Source organism: Arthrobacter silvisoli, from assembly GCF_003369445.1.
GTDB lineage: Bacteria > Actinomycetota > Actinomycetes > Actinomycetales > Micrococcaceae > Arthrobacter > Arthrobacter silvisoli.
The window spans coordinates 22,593-39,690 of the sequence record NZ_QRCU01000003.1; the positions used below are offsets into that span (position 1 = coordinate 22,593).

16 protein-coding genes are annotated in these 17,098 nt (G+C 67.6%); 9 read left to right on the forward strand and 7 right to left on the reverse strand.

Going from position 1 to position 17,098, the window contains the following annotated elements; genetic code table 11:
* The first annotated feature begins 202 nt into the window (after positions 1 to 202).
* The gene (locus DWV11_RS00230) at positions 203 to 2,173 is read left to right on the forward strand and encodes an acyl-CoA dehydrogenase family protein (protein ID WP_115786783.1); all 1,971 of its coding nucleotides are present in this window, start codon (positions 203 to 205) and stop codon (positions 2,171 to 2,173) included.
* Positions 2,174 to 2,238: 65 nt separating this feature from the next.
* Here the strand turns inward: DWV11_RS00230 and DWV11_RS00235 are convergent, their stop codons facing one another.
* Positions 2,239 to 2,643: a YchJ family protein gene (locus DWV11_RS00235; protein ID WP_115786784.1), complete on the reverse strand. Its 405-nt coding sequence runs from the start codon at positions 2,641 to 2,643 to the stop codon at positions 2,239 to 2,241.
* Between the two features lie 173 nt (positions 2,644 to 2,816).
* On the opposite strand from DWV11_RS00235, the gene DWV11_RS00240 reads away from it, so the two are divergent.
* Positions 2,817 to 3,467, forward strand: a complete 651-nt coding sequence (locus DWV11_RS00240) for a hypothetical protein (RefSeq protein WP_115786785.1) — start codon at positions 2,817 to 2,819, stop codon at positions 3,465 to 3,467.
* Positions 3,468 to 3,564: 97 nt separating this feature from the next.
* Here the strand turns inward: DWV11_RS00240 and DWV11_RS00245 are convergent, their stop codons facing one another.
* A complete protein-coding gene (locus tag DWV11_RS00245) occupies positions 3,565 to 4,062 on the reverse strand; it encodes a flavin reductase family protein (RefSeq protein ID WP_115786786.1) in 498 nt (165 codons plus the stop codon).
* 258 nt (positions 4,063 to 4,320) lie between these two features.
* Between DWV11_RS00245 and DWV11_RS00250 the strand changes: the two genes are divergently transcribed.
* Together DWV11_RS00250 and DWV11_RS00255 are read left to right on the forward strand one after the other, a co-directional pair.
* Positions 4,321 to 5,355, forward strand: coding sequence for an aldo/keto reductase (locus DWV11_RS00250; protein ID WP_115786787.1), 1,035 nt, complete (start codon positions 4,321 to 4,323; stop codon positions 5,353 to 5,355).
* A 106-nt stretch (positions 5,356 to 5,461) separates the two neighbouring features.
* Positions 5,462 to 5,839: an RNA-binding S4 domain-containing protein gene (locus tag DWV11_RS00255; RefSeq protein WP_115786788.1), complete on the forward strand. Its 378-nt coding sequence runs from the start codon at positions 5,462 to 5,464 to the stop codon at positions 5,837 to 5,839.
* Here DWV11_RS00255 and DWV11_RS00260 read toward each other — a convergent pair.
* Positions 5,836 to 6,819 (reverse strand): SMP-30/gluconolactonase/LRE family protein, encoded by a 984-nt coding sequence (locus DWV11_RS00260; protein ID WP_115786789.1) that lies wholly within the window; start codon positions 6,817 to 6,819, stop codon positions 5,836 to 5,838. The two genes, DWV11_RS00255 and DWV11_RS00260, sit on opposite strands and share 4 nt — an antisense overlap.
* 128 nt (positions 6,820 to 6,947) lie before the next feature.
* Positions 6,948 to 8,732, reverse strand: a complete 1,785-nt coding sequence (locus tag DWV11_RS20270; RefSeq protein WP_245953361.1) for a glycoside hydrolase family 3 N-terminal domain-containing protein — start codon at positions 8,730 to 8,732, stop codon at positions 6,948 to 6,950.
* Between the two features lie 366 nt (positions 8,733 to 9,098).
* On the opposite strand from DWV11_RS20270, the gene DWV11_RS00270 reads away from it, so the two are divergent.
* A complete protein-coding gene (locus DWV11_RS00270) occupies positions 9,099 to 9,716 on the forward strand; it encodes a uracil-DNA glycosylase family protein (RefSeq protein ID WP_115786790.1) in 618 nt (205 codons plus the stop codon).
* 33 nt (positions 9,717 to 9,749) lie between these two features.
* Here the strand turns inward: DWV11_RS00270 and DWV11_RS00275 are convergent, their stop codons facing one another.
* From DWV11_RS00275 to DWV11_RS00285, 3 genes are all read right to left on the reverse strand, one after another.
* Positions 9,750 to 10,211: a DUF3817 domain-containing protein gene (locus DWV11_RS00275; RefSeq protein WP_168404475.1), complete on the reverse strand. Its 462-nt coding sequence runs from the start codon at positions 10,209 to 10,211 to the stop codon at positions 9,750 to 9,752.
* An 81-nt stretch (positions 10,212 to 10,292) separates the two neighbouring features.
* Positions 10,293 to 11,003, reverse strand: coding sequence for a nucleoside/nucleotide kinase family protein (locus DWV11_RS00280; RefSeq protein WP_245953362.1), 711 nt, complete (start codon positions 11,001 to 11,003; stop codon positions 10,293 to 10,295).
* Between the two features lie 156 nt (positions 11,004 to 11,159).
* A complete protein-coding gene (locus tag DWV11_RS00285; protein WP_115786845.1) occupies positions 11,160 to 11,747 on the reverse strand; it encodes a hypothetical protein in 588 nt (195 codons plus the stop codon).
* A 268-nt stretch (positions 11,748 to 12,015) separates the two neighbouring features.
* On the opposite strand from DWV11_RS00285, the gene DWV11_RS00290 reads away from it, so the two are divergent.
* The 4 genes from DWV11_RS00290 (at position 12,016) to DWV11_RS00305 (ending at position 17,078) form a co-directional block, all read left to right on the forward strand.
* Positions 12,016 to 12,774: a FadR/GntR family transcriptional regulator gene (locus tag DWV11_RS00290; RefSeq protein WP_115786793.1), complete on the forward strand. Its 759-nt coding sequence runs from the start codon at positions 12,016 to 12,018 to the stop codon at positions 12,772 to 12,774.
* A 69-nt stretch (positions 12,775 to 12,843) separates the two neighbouring features.
* On the forward strand, positions 12,844 to 13,884 hold the full coding sequence (locus DWV11_RS00295) for an asparaginase (protein WP_115786794.1): 1,041 nt from the start codon (positions 12,844 to 12,846) through the stop codon (positions 13,882 to 13,884).
* Between the two features lie 121 nt (positions 13,885 to 14,005).
* Positions 14,006 to 15,430 carry an aspartate ammonia-lyase gene (gene aspA / locus DWV11_RS00300; protein ID WP_115786795.1) on the forward strand — a complete coding sequence of 475 codons (1,425 nt, stop codon included), beginning with the start codon at positions 14,006 to 14,008 and terminating at the stop codon, positions 15,428 to 15,430.
* A gap of 133 nt (positions 15,431 to 15,563) precedes the next feature.
* Entirely contained in the window at positions 15,564 to 17,078 is a 1,515-nt protein-coding gene (locus DWV11_RS00305) for an amino acid permease (RefSeq protein WP_115786796.1), read from the forward strand.
* Positions 17,079 to 17,098: the final 20 nt, after the last annotated feature.

Sequence of the window (17,098 nt, forward strand, 5' to 3'; positions counted from 1 at the left end):
ATATATCGCTGAATATTGCCAAGCAAGGCCCTTTTCAGGTGACGGATGGCAGCCGGCGGCCCGGAGGAGGCTTCTCCCGGGCCCAACGCGTTCTCTGGCAGAGCTAGCTACCCGCGGGTAGCATTGAGGGACAGCTGAAGGGTTCACCACCCGAGGCGAACCCTGGGTCCTATGCCGCAGACGCGGCCGGAGGAGTCCTGCCATGACATCGACCACCGAGAACAGCGCGGTTGGGCGCAGCAGTTCCACCGTCACCGCAGCCGAAGCGCGGGCCGTCGCGGAAGCGGCCAGGGAGCAGGAATGGTCCCGCCCCAGCTTCGCCAAGGGCCTCTACCTCGGTGATTTCGACCTCGGGCTGATCCATCCGTGGCCGCAGGCCCGGGCGGACGACGTCGAACGCGGCGAAGCGTTCATGACGGCCCTGCGCGAGTACTGCCAAACCATGGACGGGCGCGCCATTGAACGCGACTCCCGCATCCCCGACCGCCACCTTGCCGGGCTGGCGGAGCTCGGTGTCTTCGGGATGAAGATTCCGCGGGAATACGGCGGCCTCGGCTTGTCCCTCGTCTACTACGGACGGGCCCTGGCGCTGCTGGGTTCGGTCCACCCCAGCCTGGGCGCCCTGATCTCGGCCCACCAGTCCATCGGCGTCCCCGAGCCGGTCAAGGTCTTCGGCACCGACGAACAGAAGCAGCAGTACCTGCCGCGCTGTGCCGCCGGCGCCATCACTGCTTTTCTCCTGACCGAGCCCGACGTCGGCAGCGACCCCGCCCGGATGGGCTGCACCGCGATCCCGGCGGACGACGGCGGTTCGTATGTTTTGGACGGCGTGAAACTGTGGACCACCAACGGGGTGATCGCCGAACTCGTGGTGGTCATGGCCAAGGTCCCGCCCTACACGGCCCCGGACGGCACGGAACACAAGGGCGGCATCACCGCCTTCGTCGTGGACATGGACTCCCCCGGCATCACGGTGGAGAACCGCAACGCCTTCATGGGCCTGCACGGCATCGAAAACGGGGTCACCCGTTTCCACCAGGTCCGGGTTCCGGCCGCGAACCGGCTGGGCAAGGAAGGCCAGGGCCTGAAGATCGCCCTCACCACCCTCAACACGGGCCGGCTCTCCATTCCCGGCTTGTGCGTGGCTGCCGGCAAGTGGTCCCTCAAGATCGCCCGTGAATGGTCCAACGCCCGCACCCAGTGGGGCCGTCCTGTCGGCAAGCACGAGGCCGTGGGCAAGAAGATCGCGTTCATCGCAGCCACCACCTTCGCCTTGGAGGCGGTCTTTGAGCTGTGCGCCGAAATGGCCGACGCGGGGCAGAAAGACATCCGGATCGAAGCGGCCCTGGCCAAGCTCTGGTCCACGGAGCTGAGCTGCCAGATCGCCGATGAGCTGGTGCAGATCCGCGGCGGCCGCGGCTTCGAAACGGCCGACTCCCTGGAGGCCCGCGGGGAACGTGCCGTCGCCGCCGAACAGCTCTTCCGGGACCTGCGCATCAACCGGATCTTCGAAGGGTCTTCGGAGATCATGCGCCTGCTGATCGCCCGCGAAGCGGTGGACGCGCACCTCGCGGCAGCGGGCGACCTCGCCTCAGCGGACGCGAGCCTGCAGGACAAGGCCAGGGCCGCCGTCGGCGCCACCGGCTTCTATGCACGGTGGCTGCCCAAGCTGGTGGCCGGGGCGGGCATGGACCCGCGCTCCTACGGCGAGTTCGGCCGGCTCGCCCGGCACCTGCGCTACGTGGAGCGGGCCTCCCGGAAGCTGGCCCGGCAGACCTTCTACGGAATGGGCCGCTGGCAGGCCGGGCTGGAGCACAAGCAGGCGTTCCTGGGCAGGATCGTGGACATCGGCGCGGAGCTGTTCGCCATGGCCGCCAGCTGCTCGCGGGCAGAGGCGCTGCTGCGCAGCAACCCGGAGCACGGCGCCGCGGCCTTCGAACTCGCCGACGCCTACTGCGAACAGGCCCGGCTGCGGGTGGATGCATCCTTCGAGCAGCTCTGGAAGAACACGGACGACGCCGACCATGCGGTGTCGAGGAAGGTCCTCGCCGGGGATTACGCCTGGCTGGAGGCGGGGATCCTGGATTCCTCGGAAGGCACCGGCCCGTGGATCGCAGATGCGACGCCCGGACCGTCTGCCCGGGAGAACCTGCACCGCAAGTACCGCGCGTAGCGCGTTAGCGCGTAAGCCGACCGTCCCAACACCAAGCTCGCGTCGGTGGCCCTCGGCACGGCGCTTTAGCCGACTATCCCGTCGAGGTAGTACCAGCGGCGGTCCACCCGCAGGAAGCGGCTCTTTTCGCGCTGCACTCCGCGTTCGCCGTCGTGCGAAAAATGTGCCGCGAACTCGACGGTCCCCTCCGAGTCCAGCGGGCCGCCGCGGGATGTTCCGATGATGTCCAGGCGGCGCCACTGCGTGTCCGGGTCGAGGTCCAAGGCGGCGGGACGGGTGTCCGGGTGCCAGGTGCGCAGCAGGTAGCCGGGGTCCAGCACCACGAAGGCGCTGTACCGGGAGCGCATGAGCTGCTCCGCCGTCGGCGCTTCGGCGTCGCCGCGGTGGAAGACTCCGCAGCACTGCTCGTACTGTTCGCCGGACAGGCACGGGCATGCGCCGTTCCGGAGCCTGGAAAGGTCGAGCGGCATGGTTCCTCCCGGACGAGATAACAGCTTCGCTACAACCCGGGGCAGCGCGCGGCCGGCCGGGTGATTCCGGCCGGATTCAATCGTAGGCTAGGAACCGTGCCCGGCATCCGGCACGGGTCGAAACTTCGGCGCGGGGAGGTTACGTGGAAGATCCGACAACACTCGCCCTCAACATGACCTTTTTCGGGACCCTTGGTTTGGCCTTCCTGATGTTCCTGGGCCTGGCCCTGTGCATGATGGTCACCCTCGTGCTCGCGGGGCTCGCGCGGCTCCTGTCGGTCATCATGCTCGCAATGGTGGGGATCTTCCCGAAGAACGACGCCGGCCCGGTGGTCCGTCTCCCGCACGGCCACGCGGACTCCGGGGAGACCTTGGAACCGACCGCCCCTGCGGAAGCGGCGACGGCGGACGATGACGCCGCATCCGCCGTCGGCGACGCTGAGGCAGCCTCAGGAGCGGCGGCAGCCGCCGCGCCCGCCGGGTCCGCCGGCCGCAGGATCCCGTGGAAGAAGCTGTTCACGCCGAAGGAATGGCCCACACCGGGCCAGCTCAGGACCAGGATCGCGGAAGGAACTGCCGCCGCCGTCGAAAACCAGGCGAAGCACCACCCGCTGCTGCTCGCCGTGACGCCCGAACCGCCGGTCCTCAACGCCGAGTGGGCCGCCGCCGTCGCGGAAGCCGACGCCCGCGAGGAAGCACGCGAAAAGGCCCGGGAGGAAGCACGCGAAAAGGCTCACCTGGAGCCGCGCGAAGAAGCACCTCCGGGGACCCGCAACGGAGCCCGCACGAAGTCCCCCGAAAAGTCGTCGGCCGGCTCCCGTTAACGCGTCACGCCAACGCGGGGTCACTTACGGCCCATGTTGGCGCCCAACACCGGCCGTAAGTGACCCCGCGTTGGAAAGCGCGCAGCCTGGGAAGGCGTCACGCCGCTTCGGTCAGGCGCCGGAAAGACGCGCCGTGGTAGATCAAGGGTCGGGCGTCGTCGTTGATCTCGGTGGCCTTGACTTCGAGCACCACGATCGCGTGGTCACCGGCCGGGGTCTCGGACACGATCTCGCACTCCAGGGCCAGCACCGCCCCGTCGATGGTGACCGCGCCGCCGTCGCTGGTTGAGGTGGCAACCCCGGCGAAACGCCCGCCCTTGCGGGAGGACAGCTGCAGGCACACGGCTTCCTGGCCCTCGGCAAGCACTGAGACGCCAAGGCGAGGCGCCCTGCGAAGCTTCGGCCAGGTGGTGGAGGAGTTCTGCACGGCGAACATCACCAACGGCGGCTCCAGGGAAACACCCACGGTGAAGCTCGAGGCCACCAGCACCTCGGGGGCGAAACCGACCATGGCACTGAACGCGGCCACCCCGGACGGGAATTGCGCAAACGCCTGCTTGATCGAAGCTGTTCCGTCCGCTGTCGCCTGGGTCATGCCGTTCGTCCTCTCTCCGTATTCCTGCGCCTTCCTTTCCAACTAATTCACTGGATCCGGCAGAGGGCAATATTTGTGTAATTGCGTGTCCGCGCGCCCATTCACGCTTCGTCATGATGCCGTTTTCGTTACTTCGGAATACGAAAAGCTAAGAACTCCTACGCTTTTCGGGCGATGTTCCTCGCAAATGAGTAGCCTCGTGTCAATCGATTGTCCACTCCTGGTTCACCGCGACCATCTCCATGAAGGGAGCCGTAGATGAGCCTCAGCGAGCTTCGAACGCTGGGACGCACAGGCGTCCCGATCAGCGCACTGACCCTGGGCACCCTCAACTTCGGCACGGGATCGGCCCCCACCGGGCCGGACGACAGCATCCGGATCATCCGCACCGCCCTCGACGCCGGAATCACCAGCGTGGACACCGCGGACATCTACTCTCAGGGCGAAGCGGAGGCCATCGTTGGCCGCGCGCTGCTGGGCCGCCGGGACGACGTTTTCCTGTCCACGAAATTCCACGGCCAAATGGGCTCGAACCCGGCACATTCGGGGAATTCCCGGCGCTGGATCATGAAAGCCGTGGAGGCCAGCCTTAACCGCCTGCAGACGGACAGGATCGACCTCTACCAGGCGCACCGGCCGGACTACAACACCGATGTCCTGGAAACCATCACGGCCCTGAACGACCTCATCCGGCAGGGCAAGATCCTCTACTACGGCACCTCCGTCTTCACGCCAGCCCAGCTGGTGGAGGCGCAGTGGATCGCCAACACCAACCACCTCATCCCGCCCGTGGTGGACCAGGTTCCGTACTCGCTGCTGGTCCGCGCCAACGAGCGCGACGTCTTTGCCATCACCCAGCAGTACAACCTCGGGGTGCTCAGCTACGGACCGCTCGACGGCGGCTGGCTGTCCGGCCGCTACCGGCTCGGGGCCCGCCAGCCGGCCAGTTCGCGGGCCGACGCCCTGCCCGGCCGCTTCGACGTCACCGCGCCGTTCAACCAGCACAAGCTCCATGCCGCCGACGCCCTGGCCCGCCTGGCCGAACAGCACGGGCTCAGCCTCATCCAGTTGGCCGTGGCCTTCGCCCTGAACCACCCCTCGGTGAGCAGCGTGATCATCGGCCCGCGCACCGAGGAGCACCTGACCGACTACATCAAGGCAGCGGACACGACTCTCAGCGACACCCTGCTGGACGCGATCGACGACATCGTGGCGCCCGGCACCAACTTCCTGGAGCGCGACGCCGGCACCGTGGTTCCGCACCTGGTGTACGCCGAACTGCGCCGCCGCTAGGCCGTGCCGTCCGTTCCGGCAGGCAAACTGGGGCCACGCCGCCAGGGTTCCCTGGCCGAGCGCAGCGCGGTCAGGGTGGCGGTAGGGGCTAGACTCGTTCGCAGCCATGAACAGCCTGCCGACCTCCTCCACCCGCATCGATGCGTGGCTGTGGGCGATCCGCGCCTACAAGACCCGCTCGGCGGCCACCGCCGCCTGCCGCGCCGGGCACGTGCGGATCAACGGGAACCCGGTCAAGGCCTCGCAGACGGTGATCATCGGGGACACCGTTCGCGTCCGGCAGCCCGGCTTCGAGCGCATCCTGGAAGTGCGGCAGCTGATCGCGAAGCGCGTGGGTGCCGAGGCGGCCTCCCACTGCTTCACCGACCACACGCCCGAGCGGCCTGCGCCCGCGGCGCTCGGCCTGCCCCAGCGCGACCGGGGCGCCGGCCGGCCCACCAAGAAGGACCGGCGCGACATGGAAAAGCTGCGCAGCGGCCGCTAGCCGGACTTCCCCCGCAGGACCACGACGTCGAAGTTCCCCGGTGCCGGGACACCGAACTTGGCGTTCACCACGGCGAGCTTCCCGCCGAAGTTGGCGGCCGTCGTCGGGATCTGGAACAGCGGGCTGGTGATGACATCCTTCACGACACCGGACGACAGGTCCGCGGACAGCTTGACCCTGCTGATCTGGTTGCTGAAGTTCTGCACGGCCCAGAGCGCGTGGCCGCGGACCAGGATGCCGTCCACGTTCGGGACGCTGACGCCCGATACCGCCGCACTGGCGCCGGTCTCCGGGTTGACCGTGTACAGGGCCGCGTTGCCCGAGTGCGCCACGATCAGGGTCCGTCCGCCGTCCGCTGCCGCGATTCCGTTGAGGTTGAACTGGGCGGAGGTGTCCGACGCCGGTCCGCTGAGCGGGAGCGTCCGGACGGCCCCGAGGCTGCCGTCGGCGCCCACCGGGACGAAGTAGAGCTCGGCGACGTTCGAATTGGTGAACCATGCGCCTTCGCGGGTGAGGACGACGTCGTTGATGAAGGACGGCTGCTTGCCGGTCAGCTGGATCGTGGCCTTGGCGGTGGCCGTTCTGGTGTCATAGATGTAGGCCGTGCCGGCGGGACCGCCCGCGACGAAGAGCAGGTCGTGGCGGCGGTCGAACTTCATGCCGACAGCCACGCGTCCGGCGGGGGCGTCGATGAAGAGTCCGGCTGTGCCTTGGCGGATGTCGCCGCGGAAGATATCCCCGGTGGCGAGGTCGCCGGCGTAGAACACAGTGCCCTTGCCCGCGGCGATGCCTTCGGCGCCGCCGGCTCCGGGAAGCACGATGGACTTGGCTGCCTGGGTTTTATGCGGGGCCGGCGCTTTTGCCGAAGCAATGGGGCCGGGAAGGAAAAGGAGGCCTGCTACGGCCAGCAGGGCGACGGCGGCACGACGGAATGCTCTTGACGTTTTGCGGACGTTTCCACGCCGGATGTTTTCACGCATGGGGATGCTCCCTGGGTTATTCCGTGGGACCCCGCCCCCGCTGCGGGTGTTCCGCACGATGGTAACTGCCAGTCTAGGGACCACCGGCTGGGGCCGCCAGAGTCCGCGTGGGCCGTTGCCGGTTGTCCCTAGAAAATTGCCGTCATGTTCTGCCAACCGCCGCCTACCTGGACCCGCGGGAACCAGGTGCCGTTGCCCTTGCCCGGGTACAGCCAGAGCGCCCCGGACGGGTCCCGGGCCAGGACATCCGCCGCACCGTCACCATTGAAATCACCGGGGCTGAACAACGCCGTCATGTTCTGCCAACCGCCGCCCACCTGGACCCGCGGGAACCAGGTGCCGTTGCCCTTGCCCGGGTACAGCCAGAGCGCCCCGGACGGGTCCCGGGCCAGCACATCCGCCGCACCGTCACCATTGAAATCACCCGGGCTGAACAACGCCGTCATGTACTGCCAACCGCCGCCCACCTGAACACGCGGGAACCACAGCCCCCGCCCGTTGCCCGGGTACAGCCAGAGCGCCCCGGACGGGTCCCGGGCCAACACATCCGCCGCACCGTCACCATTGAAATCACCGGGGCTCAACAACGCCGTCATGTACTGCCAACCGCCGCCCACCTGGACGCGCGGAAACCAGGTGCCGCTGCCCTTGCCCGGGTACAGCCACAGCGCCCCGCCGGCGTCGCGGGCCAACACATCGCCCGTGCCGTCACCGTTGAAATCACCCGGGCTCAACAACGCCGTCATGTACTGCCAGCCGCCGCCCACCTGGACCCGCGGAAACCAGGTGCCGTTGCCCTTGCCCGCATACAGCCACAGCGCACCCGCAGCGTCCCGGGCCAACACATCGCCCGTGCCGTCACCGTTGAAGTCGGTCATGTAGCTCGTGGCTCCATGGCCGAAGGCGTTCGGGATGGCGCCTGCCTTGAGCTGGAGCACGTTCAGTGCTGCCGCGTTGACCACCGCGTCGAAGGCTGTGCTCGACTGGGCGCGGCTGAGCACCGCGCGGTACATGGCGGGAATGCTGGCCGGGTTGGCGCACAGCAGCATGGTGCCGCCGGCACTGAAGAAGTTCACGGCGCGTTCGGCCAGGGACCACGGTGCCAGCTGCGCGGCGTTGCACAGGTCGTCGGAAAGGATCACGCCGTTGAAGCCGAGGCTCGCACGCAGCATGGTCTTCATGATGATGCCGGAGAACGGGCCGATGTGGGCGGGATCGATCTTGTCGTAGTAGGCGCTGGAAACCATGACGATGCCGGTGCCCGCGTTCACTGCGTCCCGGAAGGGTTGCAGGTACGGGTCCGTAACCGTGGTGACTGTGTCATGGACGTTGGTGCTGGTGTCCGTGTTGGCCGTGACCCGCCCCAGCCCGGGAAAGTGCTTGACGGCGGTGACCAGTCCTGCCTGCCTCATCCCTGCGGCAAAGGCCAAGCCGTGGCTGGAGACGGTGGCGGGCGTGTAGCCGTATTCGCGTTCGTAGTAGCCGATGGGGGCGTTCAATGGGGCAAAAGCTGCACTGGGCACCGTGTCCAGCACGGGGGCCAGGTTCAGGTTCAAGCCGGCAGCGGCAAGTTGTCCGCCCCAGGTCCGCGCGTAGCCCTGCAGCGTCGCGGGAGCGAGCGTGCCCTGGGACAGGGCCGTGGGGATAGTGGAGAAGCCGGGGCCGCTGAGGACCTGGACGTAGCCGCCTTCCTGGTCGGTTCCCACGAGCAGCCTGACATTTCCCGTCGTGGCGGCCGAGACGCCTTGTGTCATGCGCCGGACGACGGCGGCGGTTGCCGTGGTGCCTTCCGCGCTGCGGCCCGAGAGGTAGGCGTTGCCCACATGGTAGGAGGAAAGGTCGGACAGTGTGGCGGACGAGGCGCCTGTGGCGTTGGCGGCGACCATGAACAACTGCCCAATCCGCTGTCCCATGGTCATCCGCCGCAATTGGGCCAAAGGGGACGGGGCGGCAACTGTGCTTGCCGCCGTCGTGCTTGCCAGTCCCCTTGCCGGTTCCGCGGCCGGAGGCGGCGACGCCACTCCAAAGGCCGCAAGCAAGGCAGCGGCGATTGTTGCGCAAAGAGCCAGCTTGGGAGGGGTTCGTCCCATGGGTCACGCGGCTTTGGATGGTTCCTGTCCTTGCCGTCCAGCCTACGACGGCGCCGTTGAAGCCGAAAGAGCAGCGCGGAGTCCACGCCCGGCCGTTCGGAAAATTTATCGGCGACGACACGCGGGTGCGGCGCGTAAAGTGTCAGGAGACGGACGATTTCTGGGGGCTGGGCTGCCGAAGGAGAGAACGTGGACATTGACTGGGACAGCAAACGCGCCCTGCTCCGCGAACCGAATATTGCCGCTGTGACGCAACTCTGCGAGGAACTGATGGCCCGGAAACCCGGCTCCCTGGTCCCCTATATAGACCCCGTGCACGACGAGGACGAGTGCCGGATCGTCAGCCTCCAGGTGAGCCCCGGCCGCGGGACGGTGTCCGGGTTCGTATCGTTCTTCAACGACGACGATTCAGCGCGCCGTACCCAGGAAATCTACACCGGGGCGGAGCTCGACCCGCGCTACGTCATGCCGTGGCACAGCTACCCCTGGGTCCGCGACGCCGGCCTGCCGCCGTCGCTGAGCGCGCAGGAAAAGCTGGACGGGCTCAAGCCGTTCCGGCAGTTCCTGAAGATCAACCGCAGGGTCTCCGCCGTCGTCGCGCACGGGGCAGAAGCGGCGTCCTTCCTGACGCTGTTCGAGAAGACCTACCACTCAGCGCTCAGGGAGCACGGCATCAAGGTCTACAAGGCCAGCGCACTGGGCGGGCGGGCGTTTGCCCTGTCCGAGGCCAAGCAGCAGGAACTGCTGGAGAAGACCATCGAGACGTACCGCGACGCGATGCAGCGGGCAGGCATCCAGCACCTTTAGGCTCTCCCGGCCTGATCGCTGCTGCCGGTGTGGCTAGGCGAACCAGGTGTCCGGCGGGCCCATGAACAGCAGGAAGCTGAACACGGCGGCCACGCCGGCGAGGGTGAGCCCGAGCGCCAGCCACGGCCTGCGCAGCACCCAGGCCTGCACCGACTCCAGTGCGCCCTTCGGCGCCTCGCCGCCCTCTGCAAGCCGCCAACCGCCGTCGAGCAATCCGCTGCGGTCCAAGCGCTTTTCGACCGGAACGGTCGCGTACGGGACCACCGCGGAGGCGATCGCCAGCAGGCCGGTTCCGGCGCTCCATTTCTGGTTGATCCAGGTGAAGGCGGCAACGGCTGCGTAGCAGAGGAAGACGAAACCGTGGATGCCGCCGCCGATCTGCACGCCCAGTTCCGTGGTTCCGGTGACGTACTTCAGGACCAGACCGATCAGCAGCAATGTCCAGGTGACGGCCTCGGCGAAGGCAAGGGTTCGGAACAGGGTGCGCGGAGACATGGAGGTCCTCGGGTCGGCGTCGGGGGTCATCTCCACGGTACCCGGTGGCCCTGGGCGCTGGCTCCAGCCCTGGCTCCAGTCCTAGCTCCAGGGCAGGATGCGGTCCGCCCGATGGCCGTCGGCCTGGATCAGCCGGGCGTTGGTTTCGTCGCTGCCCTTGGCCCAGGCTTCGGCGGCAGCGGGTTCCTTGCCGAACTCGACGTGCCGGCGGATCAGGCGGTCAAGTCTGAGGTCCGCCGGGAGTTCGAGGTACCAAACGGCGTCGAGCTGTGCGCGGACCTTCTGCCAGGCGGGATCCGGGTTCAGGAGGTAGTTGCCTTCGGTGATGACCAGCGGGACCCGGGCCGGGACGGCGATCGACGCGGCGATGGGTTCTTCGATCTCCCGTGTGTAGAGCGGGGCGTAGACAATGTCCTCGTCGCGCGTCTTGAGCCGCTGCAGCAGGGAGAAGTAGCCGCCGACGTCGAAGGTGTCGATGGCGCCCTTGCGTTGTTTTAGTTCGGTGCCGGCGATGACCGCCTCGCCCAGGTGGAAGCCGTCCATGGGGACCACGACGCTGGTTTCCGGCCCGAAATGCCGGGCGAGGCACGCGGCAAAGGTGGATTTCCCGACGCCGGGCGGGCCCGTGATGCCGAGGATGACCCTTGTGTTGGCCTCGAGTTGACGTCGGAGGTCTTTGAGCGCGGCGGCGATCGCGGGGTGGGCGAAGGCTGCTGCTTCGCTTGTTGCGCTCGCCCCGCTTGTTGCGCTTGCCTCGCTTGTCCCGGGGGCGTTGGTTTCGGTGGGCATCACGGTTCAGGGTAGCGCTCCTTGGCACGCCACCAGAGTCGCGCCGGATTTCGCGCGATCATTCGCCATATCGGACTGCCGGGGCCAGTCATTCCAGGGCAGGGTGGCCGCATGCGCCGAATGATGCCGCGGAATCCGCCGCACTGGAGCAGAAAGACCTTAACCGCCCCTAGGCCCATCCAGCGCCCACTCGTTCCTGATGCGCGAGGCCCCGAACTCCAGCACCAACGGCTCGATCTCGATGGGCCTTCGGTACCTGCTCTTCGGCCGGCCCACGGCAACGTGGGGTATCCAGCGCGGAGACCTGTAGCCCAGCGCCGGGGAGCTGAGGATGAAGTCGTCGATATTGTCCACGGCGAGGCCGTCCAAGAGGCCGTGCAACGCCACCACCAGGGAAAGCTGGAAGTCCCGCACCGGCTGCGGAACCTCGACTTCCAGGCCGGACACACTGCCTCCGCCCAGAACAACCAGGCGGCGTGCACAGGCCGCGAATCCCTCGAGGACGGGCAGGCCGCGCAGCCACGCTGCAGTGCGTTCGAGTGCGACGTCTGCGCCCGTAAACCCCTTGGTCCAGGCGGCCACGTCCGCTGCGAGGTCTTCCAGGATTCCCACGTGCAGCAAGGTCATGTGCAGCCCACGGGGCCGGCGCAGCGCATCAACGTGGCTGCCCAGCCCCTCAAAGTCGGCCGGCCCCTCGCCCAGCTTGAGCAACGGGACCTCGATGGTGATGCGCGGCGGCGCCTGCATCTGGACCTCCCCGCCCGCGGGCCGGCATTTCACCGGCCATCCCATCTCGATTATGCGCCGGGAACCGGAACATTCTGCTGGATCACCCGCACACGGCCCACCTGAAAAACAGGACATTCCGGCGGCCTCGCCCTGGAGCAGCCCCGGTGATCCAGCAGAATCTCCACCCAGCCGCCCACCAGAACCCCGTCACAACGCCCCAGGCCCGAAACGCCCCCATCACACCTCCAATTGACAGGCCCTTGTGACCCGTGCCATATTCTTAATCGTGAACCTGTCAGACAGCCGGACAGCAGGACAGGCCGAGGGCGGCCAGTCGCCGTTGCCAATCACCCCGGCGCCGCGTGCCGCCACTCCCCTTGTCCGCCTCAGCGCGGCCGAGGCAGTCTTCAACGCCATCCGGCAGGACATCGAATCCGGCGCGGTCGAGCTCGGCGCGAAACTCAGCTCCGAAGCCACCCTCGCAGGCCAGTACGGAGTGAGCCGCTCCGTGATCCGCGAAGCCCTCCGCTCCTGCAACGCACTCGGCCTGACAGTCACGAAGACCGGCAAAGGCACCTTCGTGGTCGCCGACAAGGTGGCCAACGACCTGACGCTGGGCCCATACTCCGCCCGCGACCTCAACGAGGCCCGCCCGCACATCGAAGTTCCCGCCGCGGGCCTGGCAGCACAGCGCCGTAGCGATGAGGACCTCAAGCAACTCCGCGGGCTTATGGAAGAGATGCTTGCCGAAAACGATCCCGAGGGATGGGTCAGCCTCGACGCCGCGTTCCACTCGATCATTGCCCGGGCCAGCGGCAACAAGGTCTTCGAAAGCGTCGTGGCCGATATCCGCGAGGCCCTCGCCCACCAGTCCGAAACCCTGAACATGGTGGCCGACCGCCGGCACGCCTCCGACAACGAACACCTCCGCATCATCGAGGCCATCGACGCCGGCAACGCCAAGGCCGCCGAAGCCGCCATGGCAGCCCACCTCGAGGCCGTCAGCCTCGCACTGGACAGCATCCTCAACTCCCACGCGGACTAGCCCTGCCGCCCGCGGGCCGAACCGCCCGAAGCAGTACAGACCACTACGAAACAACTACCTAAGGACGCCATGCCGACCCCGCACCACGTCCCCTTGGCCGAGCAGACCCGCGACGGCCTCGTCGAGAGCATCCACTACGGTTCGCTCATCGCCCTCGGCCCCGCGAGCGAACGCCCCGCAAGCGCCGGACACCCCGGAACCACGACGGAAACCAAGGTGGCCGCCGGCGATCCCGACGCGCCCATCTACCCGCGTTCCTCCCTCAAGCCTCTGCAGGCGGTTGCGCTGCTGCGCGCCGGACTCGAGCTTCCGCAGGACCTCCTCGCCCTCACGGCGGCCAGCCACTCGGGCGCAGCCATGCACCAGGACGGCGCCCGCCGGATCCTTGAAATGCACGGCCTGGACGAAGAGGCCCTGGCCAACAGCACCGATCTTCCCTACGGCACCCAGGAGCGCGAGGCCTGGCTCCGCGCCGGCAACGGCCCCACGCAGCTGGCCCAGAACTGCTCGGGCAAGCACGCTTCCATGGCCGCGGTCTGCACCATCAACGGCTGGCCGGTGGAGGGCTACCTGCACCCGGAGCACCCGCTTCAGGTCCTCGTCCGTGACACCATCACCGAGCTCACCGGCGAAGACGCGGCCGCAGTCAGCACCGACGGCTGCGGCACCCCGCTCTTCGCACACAGCCTGCGCGGCATGGCCCGCGCCTACGGCCGGCTCGCCGCCGCGGGACCGGAAACCCAGGAAGGCCAGGTGGGCTACGCCATGCGCGCTTTCCCGGAGATGGTGGCCGGCGAAGGCCGCGACGTCACCGCACTGATGCGCGCGGTGCCGGGCCTGCTCGCCAAGGACGGCTTCGAAGGACTGCAGCTGATCGGCCTGGCGGACGGGACCGGCGTCGCGATCAAGATTTCCGACGGCGGCGACCGCGCCCGCCTGCCCGTCACCCTGCGGGTCCTCGCCGAACTGGGAGTATTCAGCGAGCTGGGGGTCGACGCCGATGCCCTGGCTGGGCTGCAGATCCCGCCGGTGCTGGGCGGAGGCAAAGCAGTCGGTGTCCTCCGCGCCGCCGGTTTCCTTCCCGTCGCCGACCTCCAGTCCGCCCGCTGACGCGGACTCCGGACCCGCAGCCCGCCCGCTGACGCGGGCGCCGGACCCGCGCCGCTACACAGCGTGGGCGGGCCGGACCCCGGACACAAACCACGTGCCAACACCATTGATAAGGACAGCCATGAGCACTATCGATCAGGGCAACAACGATCACCGCTTCCGATCGGAACACGACCTGCTGGGCGACCGCGACGTCCCCGCCGACGCGTATTGGGGCGTGCACACCCTCCGGGCGATCGAAAACTTCCCCATCACGGGCCAGCGGCTCTCCAGCAACCCGGACCTGGTCCGTGGCCTGGCCGCCGTGAAGCTGGCCGCCGCCCGCACCAACCGGGAGCTCGGCCTCCTGGACGCGGAGCGCGCTGCGGCCATCGAACAGGCCTGCCAGGACATCCTGGACGGCAAGCTCCACGAACAGTTCATGGTGGACGTGATCCAGGGTGGCGCCGGCACCAGCTCCAACATGAACGCCAACGAGGTGATCGCCAACCGCGCCCTGGAAATCCTGGGGCACCCCAAGGGCGACTACGCCCGCCTGCACCCGAACGACCACGTCAACCTGAGCCAGTCCACCAACGACGTCTACCCCACCGCCGTCAACCTGGCCACGATCTTCTCGGTCCAGGGCCTCCTCAAGGCCCTCGCCATCCTCGAGGAAGCCTTCGCGGAGAAGGGCCGGGAATTCCGCTCGATCGTCAAGATGGGCCGCACCCAGCTGCAGGACGCTGTGCCGATGACCCTGGGCCAGGAGTTCGGCGGCTACGCCGTGACGATCGGCGAGGACCGCGCCCGCCTGGCCGAGTCCCAGTTGCTGATCCACGAAATCAACCTGGGCGCCACCGCGATCGGCACCGGACTGAATGCCCCCAAGGGCTACGCCGAGGCAGCCTGCCGGCACCTGGCCGAGATCACCGGCCTGCCGCTGGTCACCTCCATCGACCTCATCGAGGCCACCCAGGACGTCGGGGCCTTCGTGCACCTGTCCGGCGTGCTCAAGCGCGTGGCCGTGAAGCTCTCCAAGATTTGCAACGACCTCCGCCTGCTGTCCTCCGGACCGCGCGCGGGACTGGGCGAAATCAACCTCCCGGCTGTCCAGTCGGGATCGTCCATCATGCCAGGCAAGATCAATCCGGTGATCCCGGAAGTGGTCAGCCAGGTGGCCTACGAGGTCATCGGCAACGACGTCACCGTCACCATGGCGGCCGAGGCGGGCCAGCTGCAGCTGAACGCCTTCGAGCCAATCATCGTCCACAGCATCCATAAGAGCATTTCCCACCTGGAAGCTGCCTGCCACACCCTCACCGAACGGTGCGTGCGTGGCATCACCGCCAACGCCGAGCGCCTGCGCCTTACCGTGGAGCAGTCGATCGGCCTGGTCACGGCCCTGAACCCGCACATCGGCTACGCCTCTGCCACTGCCATCGCCCAAGAAGCGCTGGCCAGCGGCCGCGGCGTCGCCGAGCTGGTCCTGGAGCACGGAATGTTGACCGCAGAACAGCTGAACGAGTTGCTGCGTCCCGAACGGCTTGCCAACCTGAGCAGCTGACACCTCGCCGCCGCGCCGGGTCCCTACCGGAAGCGTCCGTCACCGGAGCGGCAGCGAGCACGACGACGGCGGCCGGCTTTCCGCCGTCGTCCCCTAACCGGAACCTCCCCACAGGACACCCCTAAGGATCCCCATGAGCAATCAACCCATCACCGACCACACGGTCCCGCCGCAGGCGCACGCAACCGAGAAGCTGCTGCACGCCGAGGACAAGGGCTACCACAAGAACCTCAAGCCGCGTCAGATCCAGATGATCGCGATCGGCGGCGCGATCGGCACCGGCCTGTTCCTGGGTGCCGGCGGCCGCCTGAACGCCGCGGGCCCGTCCCTGGTGCTCTCCTACGCGATCTGCGGCGCGTTCGTGTTCCTGATCCTGCGGGCCCTGGGCGAACTCGTCCTGCACCGTCCGTCCTCGGGCTCCTTCGTCTCCTACGCCCGTGAGTTCTTCGGCGAAAAGGCCGCCTTCGCCTCGGGCTGGTTCTACTGGATCAACTGGGCCATGACCACCATCGTGGACATCACGGCCGCGGCCATCTACATGAACTTCTTCGGCAAATACGTGCCTTGGATCGGCGCCGTGCCGCAGTGGGCCTGGGCGCTCATCGCACTGGTTGTCGTCCTTAGCCTGAACCTGGTCTCGGTGAAGGTCTTTGGCGAGATGGAATTCTGGTTCGCCCTGATCAAGGTCGCAGCCCTGGTGGCCTTCCTGATCCTTGGCATCTGGTTCGTCGCGTTCGGCACCCCCACCGGCGCCCCTACCGGTTTCTCGCTCATCACCGACAACGGCGGCATGTTCCCCAACGGCATCATGCCGATGATCCTGCTCATGCAGGGCGTCGTGTTCGCCTACGCTTCCGTTGAGCTGGTGGGCACGGCCGCAGGCGAAACCGAGAACCCGGAAAAGATCATGCCGAAGGCCATCAACTCCGTGGTCTTCCGTATCGCGGTGTTCTACGTCGGCTCGGTCATCCTGCTCTCGCTGCTGCTGCCGTTCACCACGTACCAGAAGGGTGTCAGCCCCTTCGTGACCTTCTTCGGCTCGATCGGCGTGCAGGGCGTGGACACCATCATGAACCTGGTGGTCCTCACGGCCTCGCTGTCCTCGCTGAACGCCGGCCTGTACTCCACCGGCCGCATCCTGCGCTCCATGTCCGTGGCCGGTTCCGCCCCGAAGTTCGCCCAGCGCATGAACAAGGCCGGTGTGCCCTATGGCGGCATCGCCATCACCGCCGGTGTCTCCCTGCTGGGTGTTCCGCTGAACTACCTTGTCCCCTCCGAGGCCTTCGAAATCGTCCTCAACGTCGCCTCGGTGGGCATCATCTCCACCTGGGCCACGATCGTGCTGTGCCAGATCCAGCTCAAGCGCTGGGCCGACAAGGGCTGGCTCAAGCGTCCGGCCTTCCGGATGCCGGGTGCGCCGTTCACCGGCTACCTGACGCTGCTCTTCCTTGTGGCGGTCCTGGTGATGGTGTTCATCGATTCGCCGCTCACCCTCCTGGTCACCCTCATCGCCTGCGCGCTGATGATCGGTGGCTGGTACGCCTGCCGCAAGCGGATCCACGAGATCGCCGAGGCCCGGGACGGCTACACCGGCCTGTCCCCGGTAGTGGCCAACCGCCCGGCACCGGGCGCGGAAGACTCCATCTAGCTTCCTTGAACGCGGGTCTG